The organism is Thiofilum sp., assembly GCF_016711335.1.
Taxonomy (GTDB): domain Bacteria; phylum Pseudomonadota; class Gammaproteobacteria; order Thiotrichales; family Thiotrichaceae; genus Thiofilum.
The window spans coordinates 727509-752131 of the sequence record NZ_JADJTF010000001.1; the positions used below are offsets into that span (position 1 = coordinate 727509).

Sequence of the window (24623 nt, forward strand, 5' to 3'; positions counted from 1 at the left end):
AGGCAAGATTTTTCGTAGCGAATTATTTAGCTTGAGAGACCATCCAATCTACGGCAGCCATGACATCGGCATCGCTCAGAGCTGGATTACCACCCTTGGCAGGCATAGCATTTTTGCCTTTTAAAGAACTATTGTGTAACGCTTCCATACCAGTAGCAATGCGCGGAGCCCATGCTGCTTTGTCGCCTAGTTTAGGTGCACCCGCAATACCTGCATCATGGCAGCTAAAGCATAGGCTGCGATAGACCTTTTCACCATTGGGGCTAGCAGCACCTTGTACAGCTTGTGCTGCACCGGCTACGGCTGCACCTGTTGCGGCAGCGGCGTCAGTAGCAGCATTAGTTGTTGCTTGAGCCGCATCCTTAGCTACTTCAGTGGTAGCAGCGGCAGCGTCTTTCACAGCCTCAGTGGTAGTAGTAGCGGCGTCTTTGGCTGTTTCAGCGGTGGCAGCGGCAGCGTCTTTCACAGCCTCAGTGGTAGCAGTAGCCGCATCTTTCACAGCTTCAGTGGTAGCAGTAGTTGCTTCTTTAGCCGCTTCAGTAGTGGCTGTAGCAGCATCTTTGGCTGCTTCCGTAGTAGCAGTGGCTGCGTCTTTAACCGCTTCGACAGCATTAGTAGTAGCTGTAGTAGTGGCTTGAGCGGCATCTTTGGCGACTTCAGTAGTAGCGGCAGCTACGTCTTTTGCCATGTCAGTAGCTTCAGCTTTGACCTCAGCGGCGGCGGCAGTAGTAGCTTGCGCAGCATCTTTGGCGACTTCGGTAGTGGCTTGAGCGGCATCTTTAGCTGTTTCCGTAGTAGCAGCAGTTGCTTCTTTGGCAGCCTCAGTAGTAGCAGTCGCGGCGTCTTTTGCCATGTCAGTAGCTTCAGCTTTGACCTCAGCGGCGGCGGCAGTAGTCGCTTGCACCGCATCTTTAGCAGCTTCTGTGGTGGCTTGGGCCGCATCTTTTGCCATGTCTGTGGCTTCAGCTTTTACTTCAGTAGCGGCTTGAGCAGCATCTTTCGCTACTTCAGTAGTCGCTTGAGCGGCATCTTTAGCGACTTCGGTCGTAGCAGTCGCGGCATTTTGTGCCATAGTCGTAGCCTCTGCTTTGACTTCAGCAGCAGCTTCCTTAGTAGCTTCTACGGCTTCAGCAGTGGCAGTCGCGGCATCTTTTGCCATTTCATTAGTTACCGCAGCGGCATCTTGCGCCATATTAGTCGCATCGGCTTTCACTTCAGCAGCAACGTCTTTAGCAGCTTCAACAGCGTTATTAGTAGCCTCAGCAGTGGCAGCCGCTGCGTCCTTTGCCACTTCGGTAGTTACTTGCGCCGCATCTTTAGTCGCTTCGACTACATTAGCAGCTACATTTTCAGTTGCTTGAGCGGCATCCTTAGCTAATTCTTCTGTACCTGCTTTTACTTCGGTAGCGGTGTCTTTCACTGCTTCAGTAGTAGTAGCAACGACCTCTTGGGTAGCCTCAACAGTAGCGCTGGCGGCTTCTTTAGTGGCTTCTACGGCTTGCTCTGTTTTTTCAGCAACTACTTCACCCGTGGCTTGGGCTGCGTCTTTAGTGGCTTCAACTGCCGTAGCTATTGCAGCACCTGCTGCTTGAGCAGTTTCCTTAGTGGCGTCAACCGCCGTTTGAGCCGCTTCTTGAGTTGCATTCGCAGCATCCGTTACGACTTCTTTGGTAGCTTCTACCACTTGTTCAGTTTTTTCAGCGACTACCGCACCCGTGGCTTGGGCTGCGTCTTTGGTGGCTTCGACGGCATTAGTGGTGGTTTCAGCCACAGCAGCGCCCACCTCTTTTGCCGCTTCTTGGGTTGCATCTACTGCATTGCCCACTGTTGCACCAGCGGCTTGTACAGCTTCTTTAGTGGCTTCTGCGGTTTGAGCAGCAGACTCTTTAGTCGCTTCAACTGCTTGCTCAGTAGGGGTGGGTGTAGGGGTACTGGTAGTAGTAGCGGTGCTAGTGCTGGTGGTGCTTTTGCTCGCATCAGCAGCCTTGTCATCTTTTTCACCACAACCGCTTAGTACACCCATTGCCAAAAGCAGAGCAGAGACGCTTACAGCAAGTTTATTCATTAATTTTAACTCCTGATACGAAATAACCGTTGATTCACCGCTATGAGTGAGATGGGGTCTTATATAAATCTCACTATGAGTCTAGAATAGTTAGTTATAAAGATAAACCACATCCTCTAGCACACACTTCTTCGATAAAATAGCTTAATTAACCATCATGGTAAATGTTCAATTCTGTTATTAGTACTATAGCTGGTACTGATAGTTCAATATACCTGCTTTTACCAGAGTTTTAGCTCAGTTATGATAACGAGTACGTCACTATAGACAATAGGAATAGTAGAGGTCGGTCAAATGGAGCATACTGAACAAGCCTTTATGCAGGCTTTTAAGGGTCAGTTCTGGGGGGTATTACGTTGGGAACAACTGGATACACTTTGGGAGGCTATCCGTGTTGAGGCAGATAAAGGTTGGTATATTTATGCTCTTGGTGAAGGAGTTCCACAGTCTCCCGCTAGTGCCGAGCAAGTGCGGCACTTTATCCAAGAAATAGATGGTTTATTACGCCAAGAACATACTGAGGACTATTGCGGTATTGTCTATGCGGATGATTTAAAAAAACCACGGTTTGTAAAAATATTTGACCCTAATCAATTAGGTTCAGTATGTGGTAGTAGTGGTCAAACTATATTACCGGGCTGGTTGCTGTGCCAAATAAAGCCTACTTATTTATCGGCTGTTCTACCAACTACCCAAAGTCGCAAGCGTTGGTGGCGACGATTATTTAATTAAAACTTGAAAAATGGGGTAAAGGTTTATGTTTTCGCGTTTATTTATGAGTTACTTAGCACTATTTTCCTTATCAGCGGTGGGCTTTGCGCCCGCACAAGCTGAAGATATGGTGACGACTACTGCATTACAATTAAAGCAATCGCAACAGCGTAATCGTGCTTTTTTGGATCAATTACGCAGTACACCACGTTTGTCAGAAGCTGAGATTGCTGCTTTACCCAAAGCCGATCAAGCTAAATACCGCACTATGCGTAGCAGTCTAGATGTATTGATTGAGCAACTAGAAGCGTTAGAGGCAGAAAACGTAGGCTTAGGTAATAGTATTCAAGCCGCTACGATTAAAAATGCTGACCTTGACAAAAAGATTGATGCTCTGCGCCCAGCCGCTTTGCAGTCTACGCTGAATCGCCCAGCAGTACCTAATAACGGTGTCAATGGTACGGTAGCTAATCCAGCCGCCAATCCAGCGGCTATGCAGCCACGCTTTATGAATCAGCAACCTAATGCAGCAGCACCGACTGTCCCAGCCACTAATAATTTGCCTCCGATGGTTCCCTCTATGCCACCTAGTAACACTAACGCCAATTAGTCTGCCATACGTTTGCCACGCTTAAGCGCTCGTATAATAAAGCGAGCGCTATGTAACGAGTGTTGCAGCGTAGTCTGTAAGGGCATAGGTTCTTGATTAATCTCGGCGGCTAAGACCTCGGCACATAAAGCACTGGTGGTTAAACCGCGTGCGGATAATCCTGTTAAGACATATAACCCCGTTTGGTATTGAGCTAAGGGATAGGGATGCCAATGGCGTCCATGTTGTAAGTCATGATAATGCTCATGATAAAAAGCCAGATCAGGTAATGCGCCAACATAAGGAAAGCGATCAGGCGTGCTGACCCGCATAGCTGCATGCCCACTGGTATACTGAGTCAGCCTTTGCGCTAAATTCGGCACTTGGGTGGTTAATTGCTGCCAATTTAGATCATCAGCACTGGTTTTAAGAGCCATTGTCAGCGCCTCTCGCTCAAAGGTTGCACCAAAAATATGCTCACCTTGAAAAGCGGGGGTGATATAGCCTTCATGCCCTACTACACAGCGTAATTGTCTACTGTGTTCTGTTGCGAATGCACGACTGGTTTGCCCCCACACCGCTTGCAGAGGAAAATGCTGTTGAGCTAGAAAGCGTGGTATAGCTTGGCCATTAGTCAAAATAACAATCGAGCTTTCATTGATAGGAGCTTGTGTCGTAGCGATTTGCCATACGGGAGCATGGTAGTGCAACTCTAGGGCTTCAGTATGCGTGTGTAGGGTAATATTAGGATGATTTAAGAGTAAGCGGCATAAGGCACTAGGCTTTAAATAGCCTCCACGAGGAAAATAACTCCCTCCTGTTGACAAGGGAATACCTGCAATGTCACTAGCCTGCTCTGGTGTGAGTAGTTGAATGAGTTCATTATCCAGTACGCGAGCCTGAAGCGCTTGCCAACGCTCTAACTCACGCTCATCATGATTCAATTGTAAAACACCGCATGGATTCCAATTTTCGCCTAATTCAGCAGCAAACTGCTTGAGTTGTTGAGTCGCAAAAATAAAAGCCTGACGATAAAACGCTTCTCCCCAACTCCAGTGCGCTGTCATTTTGGGGGAAACCACACCTGCTGGATTGCCGGAGGCTTCTTGAGCGATATACTTATGGCGCTCTAATACGCTTACCTGCCAACCCCTTTGTGCTAATGAGTAGGCAATCTGACAGCCTGCTAGTCCAGCCCCAATCACGGTAGCTGTTTTAGACGCATAGTGTGAATGAGCACGTTCAAACCAAGGCTGGTCGATTTTGATACGAGGTGGATTGGGTAAAGTCGCCGTGATCATTTCACGCTTTTTACCAAAACCTTTGCGTTTAACGACTTGAAATCCGGCGGCTTGTAGGTGGTGTCGAACTGAACTAGCGGCAGTAAAGGTGGCTAAGGTGGCATTAGGTTTAGCTAAGTGTGCTAAGTGTTGTAATACCGCTGGCGACCACATAGCCTCGTTGCGATCAGGGGCAAAACCATCTAAGTAAAAAGTATCGACTTTTACGCTTAACTCTTTGAGTGCCTCAGCAATATCAGCAAAATATAAACTGAGCCGTACCCGACCCTGAGCTAATACTAAGTGATGCAAACCCTTAATGAGTGGCGGATAAGCTTTTAGTAACTCTAAAGCTAAAGGACGTAATTCATCCCAATGTAGTAGCTGCTCTAAGGTAGAATGATTAATAGGATGCTTTTCGAGTGCAATATAATGCAAAGTGGAACAACGCTGCGGGTCTTGCTGCCATTCATACCAAGTAGCTAAAAAATTCAGTCCAGTACCAAAGCCTGTTTCTAAAATAGTGAACGACTCTTGCTGTTGCCAGCGCTGCGGCAGGTGATTACCTGCTAGAAATACATAGCGCGTTTCAGCCAGCCCTCCCGCTCGTGAAAAATAGCAATCACCAAAATCAACCGCAAAGGGATTACCCTGCTCATCGATACTAAGTTGAGCTGGAGTGAGTTCGGGTGTAGGTTCAGTCATGCCCGCCCACGATAATTATTAGCAATCTGATCCACCCAAAAAGCGGTTGCACCCGCCACACCCACCGGCATCGCTAAAAAGTTAAACCCCGGTATCAACATGACGGCCGATAAGGTTCCACCAAAACCTAGTGAACTGTAGCGGTAGTCACGCACGGCTTTGAGTTCATCTTGAAAAAATAATTCGTGATTACCCATAGGATAATCAACGTATTCAATGGCGAGTATCCAAGCCCCATAGAGAAACCATGCTAGCGGTGAGAGTAGATTAATCCCCGGAATGAAGGTAATGAGTAGCACAGGAATAAGCCACTTAAGCATATACAACAGTTTGCTGATTTCGCTTTTAAAGGTACGACCCGCAATTTTAATTAGGCTCATAATGCCTTGATAGGGGGGAAGCGGTAAGCCTCTAAGGCGTGCCTCGACTTGCTCAGCCAGTAAAGCATTAAAGGGAGCGGCGATCAGATTAGCCAAAATAGAAAAAGTATAAAACACGGCTAAAAAAATCATAATGACCATCAATGGCCATAAAATCCATTCCAACCAACTCAACCAAGACGGTAATAAATGCTCTAGCCAGCGATTAAGCTGATTCACTCCCAGCCAAATACCGAGCGACATGACTATGATATTGACTAATAAAGGCATAATCACAAACCAGCGCAAGCCGGGCTGAGTGATCAATTTGAAGCCTTGCAAAACGTATTGTGCCCCTTGAAAAAAGCCAGACATAGTGCCCTCAGTCATTTCTATAATGATGGTATTTTAGCGATTTTAACTCTGTTGACCAAGTTGCCACTTGCATAGAAGTGTGAGTGGTGAGGTATAAGATAAGTGGTGTAAAAATTAGCTTAATAGGCTAAAAAAAGGGTTGACGCTCAACAAAGTGATCTATATTACACGCCCCACATTTAGCAGTTCCTCGATAGCTCAGTCGGTAAAGCAAATGACTGTTAATCATTGGGTCACTGGTTCGAGTCCAGTTCGAGGAACCAACAAATTCAAAGGGTTGCAAGCAGATACTTGCAGCCTTTTTTGCTTTTGGCGTTTTACGGTGTACTTTTGGCATTTTGACTCCCTCAAAAATAGTTTTTCGAGGTGCTACGAGTAGCCCGTAATAGCCTTATTTTCCCTCAGGTTTTGATACTTCTTTTAAATCGATATTCATTTAAGCAAGTACCCCGCGCTTGTAGTTCTCTCTTGCCTTGGTAGTCCGTAGTCGGCCTTCATATTCCATCATTCCGGCTCTTTCTTCTAGGTATGGCGTGTACAAAACTTTTGGGGGTTACTGGATACCGCTGAAATGGGCATGGCGTTTGGTACACATCGCTATATGATCGGGAGCAAATAACACATAAAGTATTTCAATACTTAGACTACTGCTATAATGAGATCAATTCTTCTGTGTGGAACGGTAGCAATGCCTGCTTATGACTTTTTTCACCATATTGTGAAAGCTGCTCTCATCAAAGCGGGGTGGATCATCACACACGATCCGCTAACAGTCCCTTTTGGGGATAGCAATTTACACATTGATCTAGGAGCAGAACGTCTGCTTGCTGCTGAAAAGGGAAGTGAAAAAATTGCAGTTGAGGTCAAAAACTTCATTCACTCCTCTTTGATTTCAGAGTTTCATACTGCGTTAGGTCAATTTCTAAATTATCAGTTCGTTTTAGAGGAATATGAACCACAACGTACTTTATATTTAGCCATTCCTGCGGATGCTTATAGAGAGTTTTTTTCACTGGAAATCACTCAAAAAATTGTTCAACGTTACAAGGTTAAATTAGTGATCTTTGACCCTATTACGGAGGAGATTACCCAATGGAAAAATTAGATCAGTATCGCCAATATATTAAACAAATTTTGGAATACTATGCACAGTTTAAACCCTCTTATGGTGATTTAAATATGCAGCTTATTTTTGATGAGAAACGGGATAGTTACCAGCTTATGACGATTGGTTGGTTGGGTTATGACCGTTATCATGGCTCGCTATTGCATGTGGAAATCAAGGACGGTTTGATTTGGATTCAGCATGATGGAACGGAGGGGGGTATTGCTAATGAGTTAGTGGAGTTAGGTGTGCCTAAATCCGATATTGTATTAGCGTTCCATGCACCTTATAAACGTAAATTTACTGGTTTTGCTACTGGATTACCTGTGACTTAGTGAGCTAAAAAGTACTTAGTTCTTTAAAGGCTAAAGTACTTTCATAAAAATCTTAAGCCTTGCTATGGGTTACTCTTTGCCGCTCGCTCTCTAATTTGCTACATTCGTCAGTATCCTTATCGGACTACATAATTTACTACTCATAAAATTGGATTCGCAAAATGCAGTTGTATACTGCCTCTCTGGTACGGATTCAGCGTGGTATGGGAAGGTTAATAAGGGGAAATTAACAATTGATTAAATAGTTAGTTCAAATACTTAAGTTGTTGGGTTTGAAAATAAAAAAGCCCATCTAATTTTTAATTAGACGAGCTTTAAATTAAGTTCTTAAGAGCTTTATACAAAAATTTGTAGCTCTTTAACTTCTCCAGAAGGTTCTTTCACCATCAAGGTACGTCCAGCTTCTTGCATCTCAATGATGAGATCGTAAAGCCTATAAGCATTTTTGGTGACCTCTGCATAGGATGACGCTTCGGTTTTATCCTTCAATGCTTTTAAACGTTCAATCGCTGGTGGTGGTAGCTCCATTTGGACTCGAACGGTTTCTTTCTTGCTCATGTACTTTCCCAAGATTGAAGGTCATTGACCTATTCATCTGAAATTCGACCCCATTTTTATAAAGGTCGCTTTTATAAACCCAAGCAAGCCCCATTATAGTAATGAGCACACCTGCTATAAAAGCTACACTTAAGGCTTTCCAGTGTGTCCACATACTAGGTTGTTCAATTTCAAAACTAATAACTTCAATATCTTTAGCCGGCTCACGTTTTACAATAAATTTCATGATTATCCTCAATTCATATGAGGATTCTGTTTACTTAAAAATGGTTTTATCCAGCTAAATGCCTTTTATATTGCCCATTTTCATAGTTGCCAGAATACCTCAGTCGATTAATGACTAAGGACAACTGCCACCTATGAAAACTGGACAGAGAAACATTTTTCATAATTTGTTGTTCCAATTGATTTAATAACAAAAAATCTAAGGCTTTCTCTGTCTTAACTACTTTTTTTGTAGTTATCTATTATATTGATAGCCTTTTTGGGTGACTTGTAGAAGATTTTTTTTGTCATAATTACAAACCGACTATGCACGGTATGCATCAATAATAAATCATTTTTTGATGTTGTCAAGTTTTCAATAACTTCCTACGCTCTAGCCAGTCATACAAGGTAATGGGGAAGCAATCCACTAACTTGGCTATGGCTCGCTTGCTGATACCCTTAACCAAGTAATGTTGGCCCCCTGACTTCCCAATTTTATCCCCTTTTTAATTAGCTGATTCACGAATCCTCAAAGGACAAGCTCTAGCCGCTTCCCTTTCTGGAAATAGTGGATTTACCCATAGCAGCATGGCTGTATGAATTTACCCGCTACTTTTACGCAGCTTACGGCTTGCCAGAGTTGCTAATTCAAACTACACCAAATTACTCGAATTAGCATTTGTGCTATGCTTAGATAACACAGTTCTGTTCTAGGGTGAAAACACTGAGGATCGATCATGACATCACACCCCATACTCAATGACTTTGAAACATTACCACCCGATGCACAACAGCAGGTAATTGACTTTATAGCCTTCATCAAATCCCGCTATCAAACCCGTAAAACTGTGGTGCAACAACCTAATGCAGAAAGCTCTTTTGGCGTTATTAAAGTAAAGAAAAAAGTTTCACTTGAACAAATGGACGAAGCCATTCGTAAAGGTGGTACGCTTTGATCGCTATTGATACCAACGTATTAGTTCGAGTACTTACGGATGATAAAGAATCACCCGAACAAACTGAGCAAGCACGGGCATTAGTAAAAAGAGCAGGTAAAGTATTCATCACACAAGTCGTACAAGTAGAATTAGTCTGGGTACTAGAGCAAGCCTATGAGCTTGAGAAAGAAGAAGTATTACATGCTTTAGAGGTTTTACAGACTAACCCCGCGTATCAACTACAACATGAAGCACACTTTGTAGAAGCCTTAGTTCGCTTTCGACAGAGTAATGCAGGTTTTGCGGACTCTATTATTGCTGTGGAAAGTCAACAAGAAGACAAAACATTATGGACATTTGACCGTAAACTCAGTAAACAAGACGGTGTACAGCGGCTCACGGCAACCTCACTCGCTGAGTTCACGAAAAAAGATTAAGCCTAATCAGGACGCACCCTCAGATGCGCCCCAAAAAACCCTAAAATTATAACTACAACAACACCTTCTCAATGCCGCCATGCGTGGCTTTCTCGACAAAGGCTTTTTGCCACTCTTTACCTAGTAAATGATTCGCCATTTCCACCACAATATAATCAGTGTCCATGCCCGTATCATCCCGATAACGTGACAAACCTTGCTGGCAAGCCGGACAAGAAGTCAGAATTTTCACATTACCCTGCTTAGCCTTATCCTCACCCGTCAAAGTCTTAATCCCCTCTTTCAGACTTTCTTCTTTGCGAAAGCGTAATTGGCTCGCAATATCAGGGCGACTCACCGCAAAGGTTCCCGCCTCCCCACAGCAGCGCTCTGAGAGCACCACCTTAGAACCCGTTAGCTCACTCACTACCTTCATAGGGTTGATTTGCTTCATCGGCGTATGACAAGGATCATGGTACACATACTGCACCCCACTAACCCCTTCCATTTTCATACCCTTTTCCAGCAGATACTCATGAATATCCAATAAACGGCAATCGGGGAAAATACGCTCAAACTCATATTTCATGAGCTGATCCATACACGTCCCACAGGACACGATCACCGTTTTAATATTCAAATATTTCAGCGTATTAGCCACACGATGAAAGAGTACGCGGTTTTCGGTGCTAATCGCATTACCTTTTTTGAGATCACCCGAAGAGGTTTGTGGATAGCCACAGCACAAATAGCCGGGGGGTAATACGGTGGTCGCGCCCACTTCATACAACATGGCAATAGTCGCTAGCCCCACCTGACTAAACAGGCGCTCAGAACCGCAGCCGGGGAAATAAAACACTGCATCGCCCTGACCATTAGCGGTTTTGACTGGATCACGAATAATGGGAATGGTTTGATTATCCTCCAAGCCCAACATAGCGCGAGTGGTTTTAGCAGGTAGTCCAGCAGGCAAGGGTTTTTTCACAAACTGAATCACTTGTGTGGTGATAGTAGGCTTACCTGTGGTGGCTTCGGGACGTTTGGAGTCAATAATCAAATGGGTTTTTTTGGCTACTTGATAGGCAAGATTTTGTGCTTTAAAGCCCACTCCCACCATCGCCGCTCGCATCCATTCGACTTTGTTGGCGTCTTTAATATTTAAGAACTGCATGCCCGCCCACGCCACCGGACTAGAGCGGCGTTGACCTTGCGCTTTTAAGATACTGCGCATTTTGACCGTGACATCGCCAAAATCGATGTTGACGGGGCAAGGCTCTAAACACTTATGGCAGACTGTGCAATGATCCGCCACATCATTCATTTCATCAAAATGACGTAACGATACCCCACGTTGGGTTTGAGCCTCATACAAAAACGCCTCAATCATTAGCCCAGTGGCTAAAATCTTATTGCGCGGAGAATAGAGCAGATTAGCGCGGGGAATATGGGTATTGCACACCGGTTTACACTTACCACAGCGTAAGCAGTCCTTAATGCTCTTATTCAGCTCACCTAATTCATTATGTTCGAGCAATAAGGCTTCGCGCTCCACTAAGCGTAAGGAGGGAGTATAGGCATTGTCCAAACCAGAACCGGGGAGTAATTTACCTTTATTGAAATGACCATTAGGATCAATTTGCTTTTTATACTCGGCGAATTCAACCGCTTCACGCTCATCCAAATATTGATACTTGGTTAGACCAATACCGTGCTCGCCTGAAATTACCCCATCGAGTGACCGCGCTAAGATCATGATTTGATCGACTACACGTTCAGCCTCGTGCAGCATTTCGTAATCATTGGAATTGACCGGAATATTGGTATGCACATTACCGTCACCTGCATGCATATGCAGTGCTACGAATAAGCGCCCAGAGCGATATTTGGCGTGAATCTTATCCAGTGATTGACGTAATGGCTCTAACTCGCCCCCGGCAAAAATCTCTTTCAGCGGACGCTCGACTTCAGCCCGATACGAAATGCGTAGATCAAGGCGCAACAACACATCGATTAAGCGATCACCCTCACGAATCGCAGCGCGGGCGGGTTCATTTAACAGCTCAGGATGAGCAATCGCAGGCTGGTCAAAATTCGCAAGCGTACTTTCCCAACGTTGTTTGACGCTCAGCAAGTATTCGGTAGCCGCTTGCTTTTTAGAGTCTAACATCGCTTGACGTTCAGCACTCGCCTCATAGTTAGGCACATGGCGCAATTCGGGCTGTTCACCTGCTAAGTATTCCAAGACTGCATTTAAAATCTTGAGCTTATTTTGCATCGATTGCTGCACATTAATGCGCTCAATGCCTTCGGTATAAGCCGCCAAATTATGCAGCGGAATCACCACGTCCTCATTGATCTTAAACGCATTGGTATGCTTAGCAATCGCTGCGGTGCGTGAACGATCTGCCCAAAACTGCCGTCGTGCTTCGGGACTCACCGCAATAAAGCCCTCCGCATTACGCGCATTAGCAAGGCGCACCATTTCCGCCGCTGTTTGTGCTACTGCATCAGGATCATCGCTCACAATATCCGCAATCAACACCATCTTAGGCAAACGTCCGCGTGCCCCTTTGGGTGTATATTTGACCGCTTTAATATAACGCTCATCTAAATGCTCTAAGCCAGAGAGCAGCACATCATCGCGTCCATCCACATAGTCTTTGATTTCAACAATGGCAGGCACGGCTTGGTGTAAATCAGTACCATAGAACTCTAGGCATACGGTGCGAATATTGTCCGGCATACGATGCAGAATAAATTCTGCTGAAGTGATTAAACCATCACATCCCTCTTTTTGAATACCGGGCAAACCACCTAAGAATTTATTCGTGACATCTTTACCCAAACCTACTTTACGGAAATATTGTCCCGCAAAAGTCATAAGAGTGGGTGCGCCTTTGGGTGTTTTACCATTGGCTTCAAAGCGTTGTACTGAGAATTTGACTTCAGCTTGATCGTGGATTTTACCCAGATTGTGATTAATGCGGGTGACTTCTAGCCACTCGGCATCGGGTGTGACCATGCGCCATGAGAGTAGATTATCAAGCGCTGTTCCCCACAAAACCGCCTTTTTGCCCCCTGCATTCATCGCAATATTGCCGCCAATGGTAGAGGCATTTTGCGAGGTAGGGTCTACGGCAAAGACTAATTGATGCTTAGCTGCAAGGTCTGACACACGCTTAGTCACTACCCCTGCTTCAGCCCGCACCACGGGAACCGTTTTATCTACTTCGGGCAAATCAGTGCGAAAGCTGACTTCACTTAAGAACTCTAGCTTTTCAGTATTAATCACGGCACTGAATTTAGTCAGTGGAATCGCCCCTCCGGTGTATCCTGTCCCACCCCCACGCGGTATGACGGTTAGACCTAGCTCAATACAACCTTGGACTAAACGCGCCATTTCCTCTTCGGTATCAGGAGCTAGTACTACAAAGGGCAACTCCACACGCCAATCGGTTGCATCCGTAACATGCGACACCCGTGCTAAGCCATCAAATTGAATATTGTCTTTACGAGTAATTTTGTAAAACCGCTTTTTGGCTTGCTCGCGTAATTGTTGATGCTCAACAAACTCATGAGCCAGTTTGTCTACCGCTTGAGAAGCGAGATCGACTAACTCTAAAGTCAAAGCATTGTCACGAGCACGCTCTTTAATGCGCGTTAAACGTCCGAGTAAAGTATCCAGAAACTCACGTTGCCGCTTAGGGTGATCCAATAAATCATCTTGAATATAAGGATTACGCGCCACTACCCACATATCGCCGAGCATTTCCAGCAACATATGTGAGGAAATTCCGGTTTCCCGCTCTAACCGTAGTGAGGACAAAATCTCCCAAGCCCGCTCACCTAAGAGGCGACACACAATTTCTTTATCGGAGAAAGAGGTATAGTTATACGGAATCTCACGAATAGGGTCAGCTTTCGCTACGGGTGTTAATTGAGTTTTAGTTAGAGCAGTCATGCTAGGCACTTGATTATGCAAAGAGGAGCATTTTACCGCGATGCAACAATGAAAAAAACAAGAACCTTTTAGGGTTTATTTTTCCCTAATTCTTCAGGCGAGTTTTCATTATACCTAAGCCATTGTTAGGCATTATAAATGTCATCTATTTGTCACTCAGCTCTGCTATGCTTAGTGGAGCAACCGCTTTATGGAGATGATAACTATGCTAAACCCTCGCTTGGCCTTATTGAGCGTAACGCTCAGCCTCACGTTGAATACTAGCCTCTATGCTAATGATTTAGCCGCTCTAGAGCAGGCTGCCAAAGCTGAAGGCATGTTGACTACCATCGCGCTACCCCATGATTGGTGTGGTTATGGTGATATTATCGGTGGCTTTAAAGCTAAATACCCCGACATTAAAGTCAATGAGCTGAATCCCGATGCAGGTTCAGCGGATGAACTCGAAGCTATCCGTGCTAATAAAGACAATAAAGGTCCACAAGCCCCCGATGTCATTGATATAGGCTTTGCGTTTGGTCCCGCCGCTCAAAAAGAAGGCTTATTACAACCCTATAAAGTGTCTACATGGGACAGCATTAGCGCAGAACTTAAAGACGCTGATGGTAACTGGTATGCGGACTACTACGGAGTACTCGCCTTCGCCGTCAATAAAGATCTAGTACAAAATGTCCCACAAGATTGGGCAGATCTCTTAAAGCCTGAATACGCTAATAGCGTAGCTCTATCTGGTGATCCGCGTGCCTCTAACCAAGCTATTCTAGCCGTCTATGCCGCTGGTTTGAGTAAAGGTGCTACCGGAGCCGAAGCCATTGCTAAGTCTGGCTTAGACTTTTTTGCAGAATTAAATAAAGCGGGTAATTTTGTTCCTACTATTGGTAAGGCTGGAACTATGGCGCAAGGGGCTACCCCGATTGTGATTTTCTGGGATTATAATGCCTTATCCGCACGCGATACCTTAAAAGGTAATCCAGAGATTGAAGTCGTGATTCCTAAATCAGGCGTGGTAGCAGGGGTTTATGTGCAAGGGATTAGTGCCTATGCGCCTCATCCTAATGCTGCCAAATTATGGATGGAGCACCTATATTCAGATGAGGGACAATTAGGCTATTTAAAAGGGTATTGCCATCCTAGTCGTTTCCAAGATTTAGCTAGTAATAAAAAAATCCCTGAGGACTTACTCAAAGCACTCCCACCTGCTGAAGCCTATGCCAAAGCAGCCTTTCCCACTGTAGCCGATCAAGAAGCTGCCAAAGCGGTGATTACCGCTCAATGGGATAGCGTCGTAGGGGCGAATGTGAAGTAATGCCCTTACTCACCGCTAGCACTACACCCGCTAAGCCTCACGCTCAACCAAGATCATGGGCTTGGTTGGGCGTGATGCCCTTTTTATTATTTGCCTTACTGTTTTTATTACTGCCCACCGCACACATTATGCTAGGTGCATTTCGCAATAGTGCAGGTGAATGGACTCTAGCCAATATTTATCAGCTTTTTCAGCCCTCTATCCTCGCCTCCTATGCTATTAGTCTTAAAATCAGTATTGCCTCTGCCTTGCTGGGTGGCGTAGTAGGCTTTGCCATTGCGGTTGCAGTGGTACACGGTGGCTTACCGCGTTGGGTCAGAGCGCCCTTAATGACTTTTTCCGGGGTTGCCTCTAATTTTGCGGGTGTTCCCTTGGCTTTCGCCTTTCTAGCCACTTTAGGGCGTTTGGGATTAGTGACCCTAGTATTACGCGATTGGTTTGGCATTAATCTGTATGCGACGGGATTTAATATTTTAAGTTTTTGGGGTCTAACCCTCACTTATTTATTTTTCCAAATCCCACTGATGATTTTGATTATTACCCCCGCTCTTGATGGTCTAAAACGCGAGTGGCGCGAAGCAGCAGCTATGTTAGGTGCATCAACGCTGCAATATTGGCTCAAGGTGGCTTTACCGATTTTATTCCCTTCGCTATTGGGTACTTTCGCGCTGTTATTTGCTAATGCCTTTGGAGCGGTGGCCACTGCTTATGCTCTAACAGGTAGCTCCTTATCTATTGTACCGATTTTATTATTCGCTCAAATTCGTGGGGATGTATTACAAGACCCTCACCTAGGTTATGCCCTAGCCTTTGGGATGGTAGTGATTACCCTAGTGGCGAATAGTATTTATTTGTGGATGCGAGCGCGTAGTGAGCGGTGGTTAAAATGAATAGTATGATGTCGCGCCTCTGGGCTTGGTTAGCGTTGGCGGTGGCTATTATTTATTTTGGTCTGCCCTTGCTGGGGACGTTTGAATTTTCGCTGCGTATGTTGCGCGGTACTTATAGCTTAGAAGCTTATCGCGTGGTGCTGGCTGATCCGCAATTTCAAGCGACTTTTGGCTATTCCTTACTCATGGCTTGTGCCACGATTGTGATGGGGGTGGTATTAGTCGTACCGACTGCATATTGGGTCAGATTGAAACTCCCCCATTGGCGTCCAGTGATTGAATTTATCACCCTATTGCCCCTAGTCATTCCCGCTATTGTCATAGTATTTGGCTATATCCGCCTTTATAACACCTCCTCATGGCTACCTTTGACGGGTGCTGCTTGGTCGACTGATTTACTAATGGTCTGTGGCTACACCACTTTAGCCCTACCCTATTTATATCGTGCCGTGGATACTGGATTACGTAGTTTAGATATTGTCACGCTCACCGAAGCTGCTCAGAGCTTGGGGGCAAGTAAATTTACCTTAATTTGGCGCATTATCTTACCCAATGTTTCGGTCGCCATTCTATCGGGTGCTTTTTTGACCTTTGCTATTGTGATTGGTGAGTTTGTACTCGCCGCACTGCTTAATCGCCCCGCCTTTGGCCCGTATATGCAATTAATGGGGGCGAATCGTGCTTATGAGCCTGCGGCGTTAGCTGTCATTGCTTTTGCCTTAACTTGGCTTTGCATGGGCTTGATTCAGTTTGTTAATCGCTGGCAACGGCATTTAGCTATCCCTCAACACCGCTAAGAATTAGGACACTCCGATGGCGTTTTTAGAAATAGCACAATTGCATAAGCACTATGGTAAACAAGCTGTAGTCCACGACTTTAATTTAAGTGTTGAGCAAGGTGAGTTTATTTCCTTTTTGGGACCTAGTGGCTGCGGTAAAACCACGGTATTGCGTATGATTGCTGGATTTGAAACCCCATCAGCGGGACAAATTCGGATTGAGGGGCACGATGTGGTTAAACTTAAGCCTAATCAGCGCAATATCGGTATGGTATTCCAAAGCTACGCCCTATTTCCCAATTTAACTGTGGCACAAAATATTGGCTTTGGCTTAAGTGTGGCACGTCAGCCTAAAGCACTGATTCAGCAAACCGTACAAGAGATGCTGGCGCTGATTAAATTAACGGGCTTAGGTGATCGCTATCCCTTTCAACTCTCCGGTGGTCAACAGCAGCGCGTGGCATTGGCGCGTGCCTTAGCGATTAAACCTAAAGTTTTATTATTAGATGAGCCTTTATCCGCTTTAGATGCCAAAATTCGCGTAGCACTACGGGAAGATATTCGTACTATTCAACGTAGCCTAGGCATTACTACTATTTTTGTGACCCATGACCAAGAAGAAGCCCTCTCGATTTCTGACCGCATTGTAGTAATGAATCAAGGACATATTGAACAAGTCGGTACACCGCTTGCTATTTATAATCAACCTAGTACCCGTTTTGTAGCTTCTTTTGTCGGTGCGCTGAATGTGTTAAATGCCACCGTCCTAGATCCTAAGCAAGGTGTACTACAGCTTGATGGTCAAACTATTCAATTACAACGTCCATTAGCAAACTCACTAGGAGCAAACATTCAATTAGCTCTACGCCCAGAAGCGTTTAGTCTGCTTCCTAAAGAGAACACCCATCAAATGCTAATCGGGCAAGTCCAACAAGTGCAGTTTTTAGGCTCAGTGTTAAGGGTACAACTGAATACTGGTAAACAAACCTTAGTACTAGATCAATTTAACCAACCCCAATTAGATCCTATTCAAGTAGGGCAAGCACTTAAGGTTTATTTTAATCCTAGCCAAGTACTGGTGTTAGAGGAGCAATTAACCTATCCCATAGGGAAGGCTTAGTGTTCGCTGTTTCAAGTTATAATTAATCACTGAATATAATTTTTAGTTTGATAAGGATGACCATGAAAGCTCCTCTCATTACCCTAAGCTTAGCATTAGTCTTAACCGCCTGTGGTGGTAGTGATAAGCCCGCAGCAGACGCACCTAAAACCGAAGCCACACCAACTCAAGCTCCAGCACCCGCAGCAACACCCGCACCTAGTGCTACTCCAGAAGCTAAACCTGCACCTGCTAGTAGCGCAGCACCAGATAAAGCCGCTCTAACCGAACAGGCTAAAAATGCCGCGCAAAAACTAGGGGGTACGCTCAAAGGTGAACTGGAAGCAGCCATGCAAGCAGGTGGTCCTATTGCAGCGCTGAGTATTTGTAATTTGAAAGCGCCTGAAATTGCTAAAGCCGTTTCCACCGAGTCCGGTATGCAAGTTAGTCGTGTGAGTTTAAAAAATCGTAATCCAGTGATGGGTCAAGCTAACGAATGGCAGGTTCAAGTATTAAACGACTTTGAAGCTCGCAAAGCCAAAGGCGAAACACCTGATACACTCGCCTATGCTGACATCGTGGGTAATGAATATCGCTTTATGAAAGCTATTCCTACCGCTAGTGTTTGTTTAGCCTGTCATGGCTCTACTATTGCGCCCGATGTGAGTGCCAAAATCTCTGAGCTATATCCGAATGATAAAGCCATAGGTTATAAGGAAGGCGACATTCGCGGCGCGTTTGTCGTGGTGAAGGACTTAACTGCCTCTGCTACTCAAACAACTGCACAATAAGCTCGCTATGAGAGTATTCCGGTCGAGGTGAATACTCTCTTTAAATTTAGAACTTATATACCATACCGAATGAAGTAGCTTGTGCGCTTTTACCTTGTAAACGTGCACCCGCGCCTAATTGCACTCCACCATCTTTATCCGAGATTACACTGTGTTCTGCATAAAATTTTAGTTTAGCGTTAGCTGTATAATCGACACCTAAAGCACCTAGCTTGGTCGCCGAGGCGGTTTTATCTTCTTTACGCCCTGTTTGAGCTTTAACAGTCCATTTGCCACGAGTTTGGCTAGCATTAAACACTAAGGACTTGGCATCCTGACCTAGTACCTGATTCGATTTTGCATCTAAGTGCTGGTAGAGTAACCCTATTTCGGACTTATTATTTTTAAAGCTTAGGCTTAAGCGCCCATCGGTATAAGTATTAGGTTTGACCTCTAAACTAGCCCCCATTACCCAACCTTGTTTAGTTTTATAATTAATCAATCCGCCCCGTACCGAGCGCTCAGACAAAGTAGTATCTTTATCCCGTCCCCATCCCAAAGCGACCTCCGTTTTGCCGAGCTGCTGAATATACAGTAGTGAATCACTTACCGTCGTATCAGGTTGAATCAGCACGTTTACAGACCCAAACTGGTCTTTAAAATTATCGAATTCATGGCTAAGTACTTTACTGGGCATAAATTGCTTACCGGTGCGCACCTCACCATAGGGACTACGTAGTCCTAACCAATGCTGTCTTTGACGAGTAAGGGAACGGAAATTATTGTCGTGCGTTTGTAGCTGCAACAAGGTTTCGTTCATGAAGGTTATATCGAGCTGATGATTCAGTGGTCTAAAACCTTTAAGCCCGATGAAACTTCCCTCGGAACCTAATGCTTGGCGTTGTTGGATGGCTCCATCGGTTTTAGCCCGCTCATCACCATAATGCGCTTGTAGTTGACCGTAGAGCGTTAAGGTTCCTGCTTGTACAGAAGTCGTTAATAACAATAACGTACTTAATCCCCAAATACGCATAGGGTGGCTCCACAAAATCATTGATGAAAGGATTTAACAGGGCCAGTGTGATCATTAAACTCGCTAAGGTCAAAAGCCCTTTAGCTGTTTTTATACTATAGGCAATATCTACTTAAAAACGCAAAAAGCTGCTAAAAAGCAGCTTTTTACTTGGTGACCACCCAATAAGTTCGGGTAAACGATTAACGCTTAGAGAATTGGGTAGCACGACGTGCTTTGTGTAAGCCGACTTTCTTACGTTCGACTTTACGCGCATCACGAGTTAAGAAGGATGCTTGCTTTAAAGTACCACGTAAGGCTTCATCATATTGCAGTAAAGCGCGAGCAATACCTAAGCGAATCGCACCCGCTTGACCGGTCATACCACCACCTTCAACGGTGACAGTAATATCGAATTTATCGCTTAAGGATACAGCTTGTAAGGGTTGGCGCACTACCATAGAGGAAGTTTGACGACCAAAGAACTTATCTAAGGGCAAGTTATTAACGGTAATATTGCCAGTACCATTACGTAAGAACACACGAGCCGAAGAAGATTTGCGGCGACCTGTTCCGTAGTATTGAGTTTCAGCCATGACGTTTTATGCCTCAGAATTCTAATGGTAGTGGTTGCTGAGCTTGATGACCGTGCTCAGTACCTGCATAGATTTTTAGTTTGCGATACATAGCACGACCTAATGGATTTTTAGGAAGCATGCCCTTTACCGCTAATTCAATCACACGACCAGGGGCACGTTGTTGCATCTTCTCAAACGAAGTTGCTTTCATATTACCGATATAGCCCGTGTGCTTGTAATAAATTTTGTCTTTGGCTTTATTGCCCGTAATGCCTACTTTGTCAGCATTGAGGACAATAATATAATCGCCAGTATCGACGTGAGGTGTGTATTCTGGCTTGTGTTTGCCACGTAGACGACGTGCCACTTCGGTGGCCAAGCGGCCAAGCGCTTTACCTTCGGCGTCAATTACGTACCAGTCGCGCTTAACCTCAGCCGGTTTTGCACTGAATGTTTTCATTCCCGAACTCCAGAGAGTGTATTTTTTTAACCTGAGAAAATAGACCGCGCATTCTAGTCTAATCAAGTTTAGGATTCAAGCTTGATTTAGTGGGCTTTGCCTATCGGAATCATTTGATCTGTGCCTATTTATTCCTTTTGCACGCGTTGTACATTGCCACTAATACGTACCGCACCGGTATGCTTAGCATTTTCTGCTGCCTGTACTGACTCGGTATTGGTATCAATCGGTGCTAAACTCAATTTAATCTTATGCGTGGCAGCATGACTATATTTACCACCTAAACTCGCTTCAGCGTCTAATACCCAAAATTTCATCTTTGCCCCCGCTGTGCTATTGCCCTCTTTTTGCACTACAGTCTGAAACTCCACCTCAATTTTATCGATTTGAAATAATAGTCCTTGCACTTGGGCTTGCTCGCGTGCCTGAGCTAATTGCTCGCGTAATGAGGCGACTACTGCTGTTAACTCTAAACCTTCTATCACCTGTTCCATATTCACCCCGTCCTTATAATCTCAATTTCAGTTCAACACTTTATACCAGAAAAAATTAAACGCACTATCACTACTTTAGCCTATCCACTTATCCAGAATTTTGTTACGTTTATCTAATAGACCCTTAAGTTGGATGTGTCCTATGTCTACCCGCTCAGTTCATAGTGAAATCATTAATCCCGCGATTGCCTGCATTTACGATCAAGCACTTACCTCAATAGTCGGTACAGGTTTTACTTTGACTGAAAGGCACGTGGTGACTTGTGCGCATGTGGTCAATGCTGCATTGGGGCGCGACAAAAAGAATACTGTCCCACCTACAGAGCAAGAACTTCTTACCCTGTCCTTTTTAAATAGCCCTCATGCTGAGCTACACCGTGACTTGGTAGCTAAAGTGGTGAAATGGATACCTCAAGAGCGCAGGTTTTTTGATCTGGATGATATTGCTATTTTAGAGCTGATTGATACACCCAAGCCCCTAGCAATCCCCAAGTTGGTTCAGTTAACTGAGCATGACTATTTTTCTCAACGTCCGTTTCAAGCATTTGGTTTTAATATCTCTGAAGGTAGTTGGGCGGATGGTCGGATAGGTGGCTTGACTGCATCTGATACTATTCAACTCAATATGGAGCGTCCGATTGAAGAGGGTTTTAGTGGCGCACCTGTTTGGGATAATGAGAGATGTGGTGTCACGGGCATGCTAGTGACTATACGAGCTGATCTCAAAACGGCTTATATGTTGCCACTGGCAAGATTGCTCCAAGCCTTTCCTAAAGCTAACGAACTCAATCTCTTACGCAACCCTTATCGGGGCTTGGCTGTTTTTGAAGAGCAACATGCCCATAATTTCTTTGGACGTGAGGCAGTGACTCAAGAGCTGATTCATCAGGTGAGTACTAGCCGCTTTGTGTTTCTGATGGGTATTAGTGGTAGTGGTAAGTCCTCCCTACTTAATGCGGGTTTAATGTATCAACTGCATCAGCAAGGCAATCATTTGGTTGTCCAGATACGCCCTAGTAATGAACCGTTTAGATCACTTGCTAAACAAATTATTCATTTACATTACTCCGATGTAGAACCACTTAAACGTGCCGAATTAGTTAATACCTTACCTGATCAACTCCAAAACCATCAGGTTTCTCTGGAGTCTCTTTTAGAAGATGCCTTACATGCTAGTGGTAAACAGCATCTACTGCTGATTATTGATCAGTTTGAAGAGCTTTATACCCAAACTAAAAATGAAAAACTCCAAGCTGATTACATCAATCTATTGCTTGAGTTAATTGCCAATCCGGCTAGCAGCATCACCGTACTCCTGTCTTTACGTGCTGACTTTATGGCGCGTGCCTTAGCTTATGCACCTTTGGCTCAAGTATTAAAACAGTATGCGGCTCAACAGGTTATTTTAACTGGAATGAGTAAGGACGAGCTAAAGCGAGCCATTATTGAACCTGCTGACCCATTGGGGGTGGATTTAGAACAGGGTTTAGTAGAACGGATTTTATTAGAGCTGGATGATGACAATGCGGGGCAATTGCCTTTATTAGAGTTTGCCTTAAGTGAGTTATGGAAGCGTCAACAAGGACGCTTATTGACCCATCAAGCCTTAGATGAGATTGGGGGTGTAGCTCATGCGTTGGCGCAACATGCTGAACAGGTTTTTAATAGCTACTCTGCTGAAGAGCGAGAGGCGATTAAGCGCATTATGGTGAAGCTGATTGTACCTGGTGCGGGGGCGGAGGATACGCGGCAGGTGGCACGCTTTAGTGATTTTTCTGTGGCTGATCAGGTATTGCTACCTAAGCTGGCGGATCATCGTTTGATTGTGACGGGTCAAGAGTTGGGTGATGAGCTACCTACGGTTGAGGTTATCCATGAGGCATTGATTCGTGAATGGGGACGGCTGCGGGAGTGGATGGAGGAGTATCGGGATTTTCGGGTTTGGGAGGAGCGGCTAAAACAGCGTTTGGCGGATTGGGTTAAACACAATAAGGTTAATGATGATTTATTAAAGGGTTATCATTTGCCCGAAGCTCAGGAGTACTTAAAAAGTCATGCGTTGATGTTGGGGGCAGAAGCACAGAGTTTTATTCATTTGAGTGCAAAGGTGGAGCAAAGGCAGCGTAGGACTCGGCAGGGGGTTGTAGCTGGAGTCATTGGCGTAATTAGTATTGTGGCGGCAGTAGCGATTTGGCAACGACAGGAAGCAATAGATGCACAAGCACGCACGAGAAATGCTTTTTATGAGGCTAGAGAGTTAACTCTAATGGTGGCGACATCACTCCCTAGTCAAGAGAAACCTATTAACTATGGTCAATTAGATAGTTCGTTTGAGAGGTTGATTGAATCGGACTTTGCTGATATTGATACTTTAGAGGACATTTCTCAGATATTACAGGATGATAAGCCTAAAAAAACAAAACTATACTATCGCCTTGAGCATCTTTATCGTAAAGCACTAGAAACAGACCCTACAAATGCCAATATACTTGGTAAATTTGCTAACTTTATCGCAGATGTTCGACATAACCATAATGATGCTGAAAAGCTCTACCAACAAGCTATTGAGGTTGACCCTAAAAATGCTACTAACCTTGGTAACTTTGCTTTCTTCCTCAAAAACGTTCTAAATGCCCCTGATAAGGCTAAAAAACTTTATCAACAAGCTATTGAGGTTAACCCTGAATACGCCGATACTCTGGGCAGACTAGCTACCATCCGCAGTAAGTATAATCCTGAAAAAGCTGAAAAACTCTATCAGCAATCTATCGAAGCAGACCCTACAAATGCCACTAACCTTGGCAACTATGCCTTCTTTATGGTGGAAAGCCTACACAGGTATGATGAGGCTGAAAAACTCTATCAACAAGCTATTGAATCAGACCCAACACATGCTACCAACCTTGGCAATTTTGCTAACTTTATGGCGGGTATCCGACACAACCATGATGAGGCTGAAAAACTTTATCGGCAGGCTATTCAGGTTGAGATTGATACGGAAGAACACCCCAATGCCCTTAAAGACTTTTTGATTTTTATAACAGGGGTTCTAAAAGACATTGCTGGTCATCGCAAGATTGAGAAATCCCTTAAACAAGGTACTCATTCTGAACGTGCCAAAATCCTTGGCAACTTTGCTAATTTCATGACTGATATTCGGCACGATTACGATGAAGCTGAAAAACTCTATCAACAGGCTATTGAGGCAGATCCCAGAAACGCCACTAATCTTAGAAACTTTGCTAAATTCATGACAAAAATTAGAAGAAATTACGACAAAGCAGCGAAACTACAGCAACAAGCTGTTGAATCTGCCTATGTATATGTTAGTGATCTATAAAACATTGCCAATCATGGTAAATATCAATTACTAGACACTGAACTATGGTTCTACCGCCTAGCCCATTTCCCCAACGACTACCCCGAAGCCAAAACTAACTTAATTACCCTCCTAAAAGACCCAGAAAATCGTGAAGAATGGGACTTCTCCCCCAACATCGAACGCGCCGAGAAGGAAGGCAATCCCCACGTACCTTTCCTAAAAGCCGCTGCCGAAGTAATCAACAAACGCGCCGACTTCGACACCCTAAAACCCTACCTAACCAATAGTAGCAACCCCAAACCCTAACCC

At 44.7% G+C, this 24623-nt stretch carries 22 protein-coding genes and 1 tRNA gene; 13 read left to right on the plus strand and 10 right to left on the minus strand.

The window, feature by feature from the left end; all coding sequences use genetic code 11:
* Positions 1-22 precede the first annotated feature (22 nt).
* A complete protein-coding gene (locus IPL34_RS03450; protein WP_296837748.1) occupies positions 23-2065 on the minus strand; it encodes a c-type cytochrome in 2043 nt (680 codons plus the stop codon).
* Positions 2066-2359: 294 nt separating this feature from the next.
* On the opposite strand from IPL34_RS03450, the gene IPL34_RS03455 reads away from it, so the two are divergent.
* Both IPL34_RS03455 and IPL34_RS03460 read left to right on the plus strand, forming a co-directional pair.
* Positions 2360-2797: a hypothetical protein gene (locus IPL34_RS03455; protein WP_296837752.1), complete on the plus strand. Its 438-nt coding sequence runs from the start codon at positions 2360-2362 to the stop codon at positions 2795-2797.
* A 25-nt stretch (positions 2798-2822) separates the two neighbouring features.
* Positions 2823-3386: a hypothetical protein gene (locus tag IPL34_RS03460; RefSeq protein ID WP_296837754.1), complete on the plus strand. Its 564-nt coding sequence runs from the start codon at positions 2823-2825 to the stop codon at positions 3384-3386.
* Here IPL34_RS03460 and mnmC read toward each other — a convergent pair.
* Both mnmC and cysZ read right to left on the minus strand, forming a co-directional pair.
* Positions 3383-5350: a bifunctional tRNA (5-methylaminomethyl-2-thiouridine)(34)-methyltransferase MnmD/FAD-dependent 5-carboxymethylaminomethyl-2-thiouridine(34) oxidoreductase MnmC gene (gene mnmC / locus IPL34_RS03465; RefSeq protein WP_296837757.1), complete on the minus strand. Its 1968-nt coding sequence runs from the start codon at positions 5348-5350 to the stop codon at positions 3383-3385. The genes IPL34_RS03460 and mnmC overlap by 4 nt on opposite strands.
* Complete coding sequence (gene cysZ / locus IPL34_RS03470) at positions 5347-6084, minus strand: sulfate transporter CysZ (protein ID WP_296837760.1); 738 nt, start codon at positions 6082-6084, stop codon at positions 5347-5349. Before cysZ ends, mnmC begins: the two co-directional genes overlap by 4 nt.
* Before the next feature lie 187 nt (positions 6085-6271).
* Between cysZ and IPL34_RS03475 the strand changes: the two genes are divergently transcribed.
* The 3 genes from IPL34_RS03475 (at position 6272) to IPL34_RS03485 (ending at position 7524) form a co-directional block, all read left to right on the plus strand.
* Positions 6272-6347: transfer RNA gene (locus IPL34_RS03475), tRNA-Asn, on the plus strand.
* A gap of 392 nt (positions 6348-6739) precedes the next feature.
* Entirely contained in the window at positions 6740-7189 is a 450-nt protein-coding gene (locus IPL34_RS03480) for a XisH family protein (RefSeq protein WP_296837762.1), read from the plus strand.
* Entirely contained in the window at positions 7177-7524 is a 348-nt protein-coding gene (locus tag IPL34_RS03485) for a XisI protein (RefSeq protein WP_296837765.1), read from the plus strand. Before IPL34_RS03480 ends, IPL34_RS03485 begins: the two co-directional genes overlap by 13 nt.
* Positions 7525-7860: 336 nt before the next feature.
* On the opposite strand, the gene IPL34_RS03490 is transcribed toward IPL34_RS03485, so the two are convergent.
* Positions 7861-8052 (minus strand): hypothetical protein, encoded by a 192-nt coding sequence (locus IPL34_RS03490; protein WP_296837768.1) that lies wholly within the window; start codon positions 8050-8052, stop codon positions 7861-7863.
* Positions 8027-8308, minus strand: a complete 282-nt coding sequence (locus tag IPL34_RS03495; protein ID WP_296837770.1) for a hypothetical protein — start codon at positions 8306-8308, stop codon at positions 8027-8029. Before IPL34_RS03495 ends, IPL34_RS03490 begins: the two co-directional genes overlap by 26 nt.
* Positions 8309-9026: 718 nt before the next feature.
* Here IPL34_RS03495 and IPL34_RS03500 point away from each other — a divergent pair.
* Together IPL34_RS03500 and IPL34_RS03505 are read left to right on the plus strand one after the other, a co-directional pair.
* Entirely contained in the window at positions 9027-9245 is a 219-nt protein-coding gene (locus IPL34_RS03500) for a hypothetical protein (protein ID WP_296837773.1), read from the plus strand.
* Positions 9242-9664: a PIN domain-containing protein gene (locus tag IPL34_RS03505; RefSeq protein WP_296837775.1), complete on the plus strand. Its 423-nt coding sequence runs from the start codon at positions 9242-9244 to the stop codon at positions 9662-9664. The genes IPL34_RS03500 and IPL34_RS03505 overlap by 4 nt, the downstream gene beginning before the upstream one ends.
* A 52-nt stretch (positions 9665-9716) precedes the next feature.
* Here the strand turns inward: IPL34_RS03505 and IPL34_RS03510 are convergent, their stop codons facing one another.
* On the minus strand, positions 9717-13604 hold the full coding sequence (locus IPL34_RS03510; protein ID WP_296837778.1) for a DUF3683 domain-containing protein: 3888 nt from the start codon (positions 13602-13604) through the stop codon (positions 9717-9719).
* Between the two features lie 205 nt (positions 13605-13809).
* Here IPL34_RS03510 and IPL34_RS03515 point away from each other — a divergent pair, with 205 nt between their 5' ends.
* From IPL34_RS03515 to IPL34_RS03535, 5 genes are all read left to right on the plus strand, one after another.
* A complete protein-coding gene (locus IPL34_RS03515; RefSeq protein ID WP_296837780.1) occupies positions 13810-14910 on the plus strand; it encodes an ABC transporter substrate-binding protein in 1101 nt (366 codons plus the stop codon).
* The gene (locus IPL34_RS03520) at positions 14910-15800 is read left to right on the plus strand and encodes an ABC transporter permease subunit (RefSeq protein WP_296837781.1); all 891 of its coding nucleotides are present in this window, start codon (positions 14910-14912) and stop codon (positions 15798-15800) included. The genes IPL34_RS03515 and IPL34_RS03520 overlap by 1 nt, the downstream gene beginning before the upstream one ends.
* A complete protein-coding gene (locus IPL34_RS03525; protein ID WP_296837784.1) occupies positions 15797-16597 on the plus strand; it encodes an ABC transporter permease in 801 nt (266 codons plus the stop codon). Before IPL34_RS03520 ends, IPL34_RS03525 begins: the two co-directional genes overlap by 4 nt.
* Before the next feature lie 16 nt (positions 16598-16613).
* The gene (locus IPL34_RS03530) at positions 16614-17699 is read left to right on the plus strand and encodes an ABC transporter ATP-binding protein (RefSeq protein ID WP_296837787.1); all 1086 of its coding nucleotides are present in this window, start codon (positions 16614-16616) and stop codon (positions 17697-17699) included.
* A 62-nt stretch (positions 17700-17761) separates the two neighbouring features.
* Positions 17762-18469, plus strand: coding sequence for a DUF3365 domain-containing protein (locus IPL34_RS03535; RefSeq protein ID WP_296837791.1), 708 nt, complete (start codon positions 17762-17764; stop codon positions 18467-18469).
* 46 nt (positions 18470-18515) lie between these two features.
* Here IPL34_RS03535 and IPL34_RS03540 read toward each other — a convergent pair whose 3' ends face one another.
* The 4 genes from IPL34_RS03540 to IPL34_RS03555 all read right to left on the minus strand — a co-directional run bounded on the left by IPL34_RS03540 (position 18516) and on the right by IPL34_RS03555 (position 20992).
* Positions 18516-19481 carry a porin gene (locus IPL34_RS03540; protein WP_296837794.1) on the minus strand — a complete coding sequence of 322 codons (966 nt, stop codon included), beginning with the start codon at positions 19479-19481 and terminating at the stop codon, positions 18516-18518.
* A 182-nt stretch (positions 19482-19663) separates the two neighbouring features.
* On the minus strand, positions 19664-20056 hold the full coding sequence (rpsI, locus tag IPL34_RS03545; protein ID WP_296837797.1) for a 30S ribosomal protein S9: 393 nt from the start codon (positions 20054-20056) through the stop codon (positions 19664-19666).
* A 13-nt stretch (positions 20057-20069) separates the two neighbouring features.
* Positions 20070-20498: a 50S ribosomal protein L13 gene (gene rplM, locus IPL34_RS03550; RefSeq protein ID WP_296837800.1), complete on the minus strand. Its 429-nt coding sequence runs from the start codon at positions 20496-20498 to the stop codon at positions 20070-20072.
* A 128-nt stretch (positions 20499-20626) separates the two neighbouring features.
* Complete coding sequence (locus IPL34_RS03555) at positions 20627-20992, minus strand: trypco2 family protein (protein ID WP_296837803.1); 366 nt, start codon at positions 20990-20992, stop codon at positions 20627-20629.
* Positions 20993-21134: 142 nt separating this feature from the next.
* Between IPL34_RS03555 and IPL34_RS03560 the strand changes: the two genes are divergently transcribed.
* Positions 21135-24332, plus strand: a complete 3198-nt coding sequence (locus IPL34_RS03560) for a tetratricopeptide repeat protein (protein WP_296837808.1) — start codon at positions 21135-21137, stop codon at positions 24330-24332.
* Positions 24333-24623: the final 291 nt, after the last annotated feature.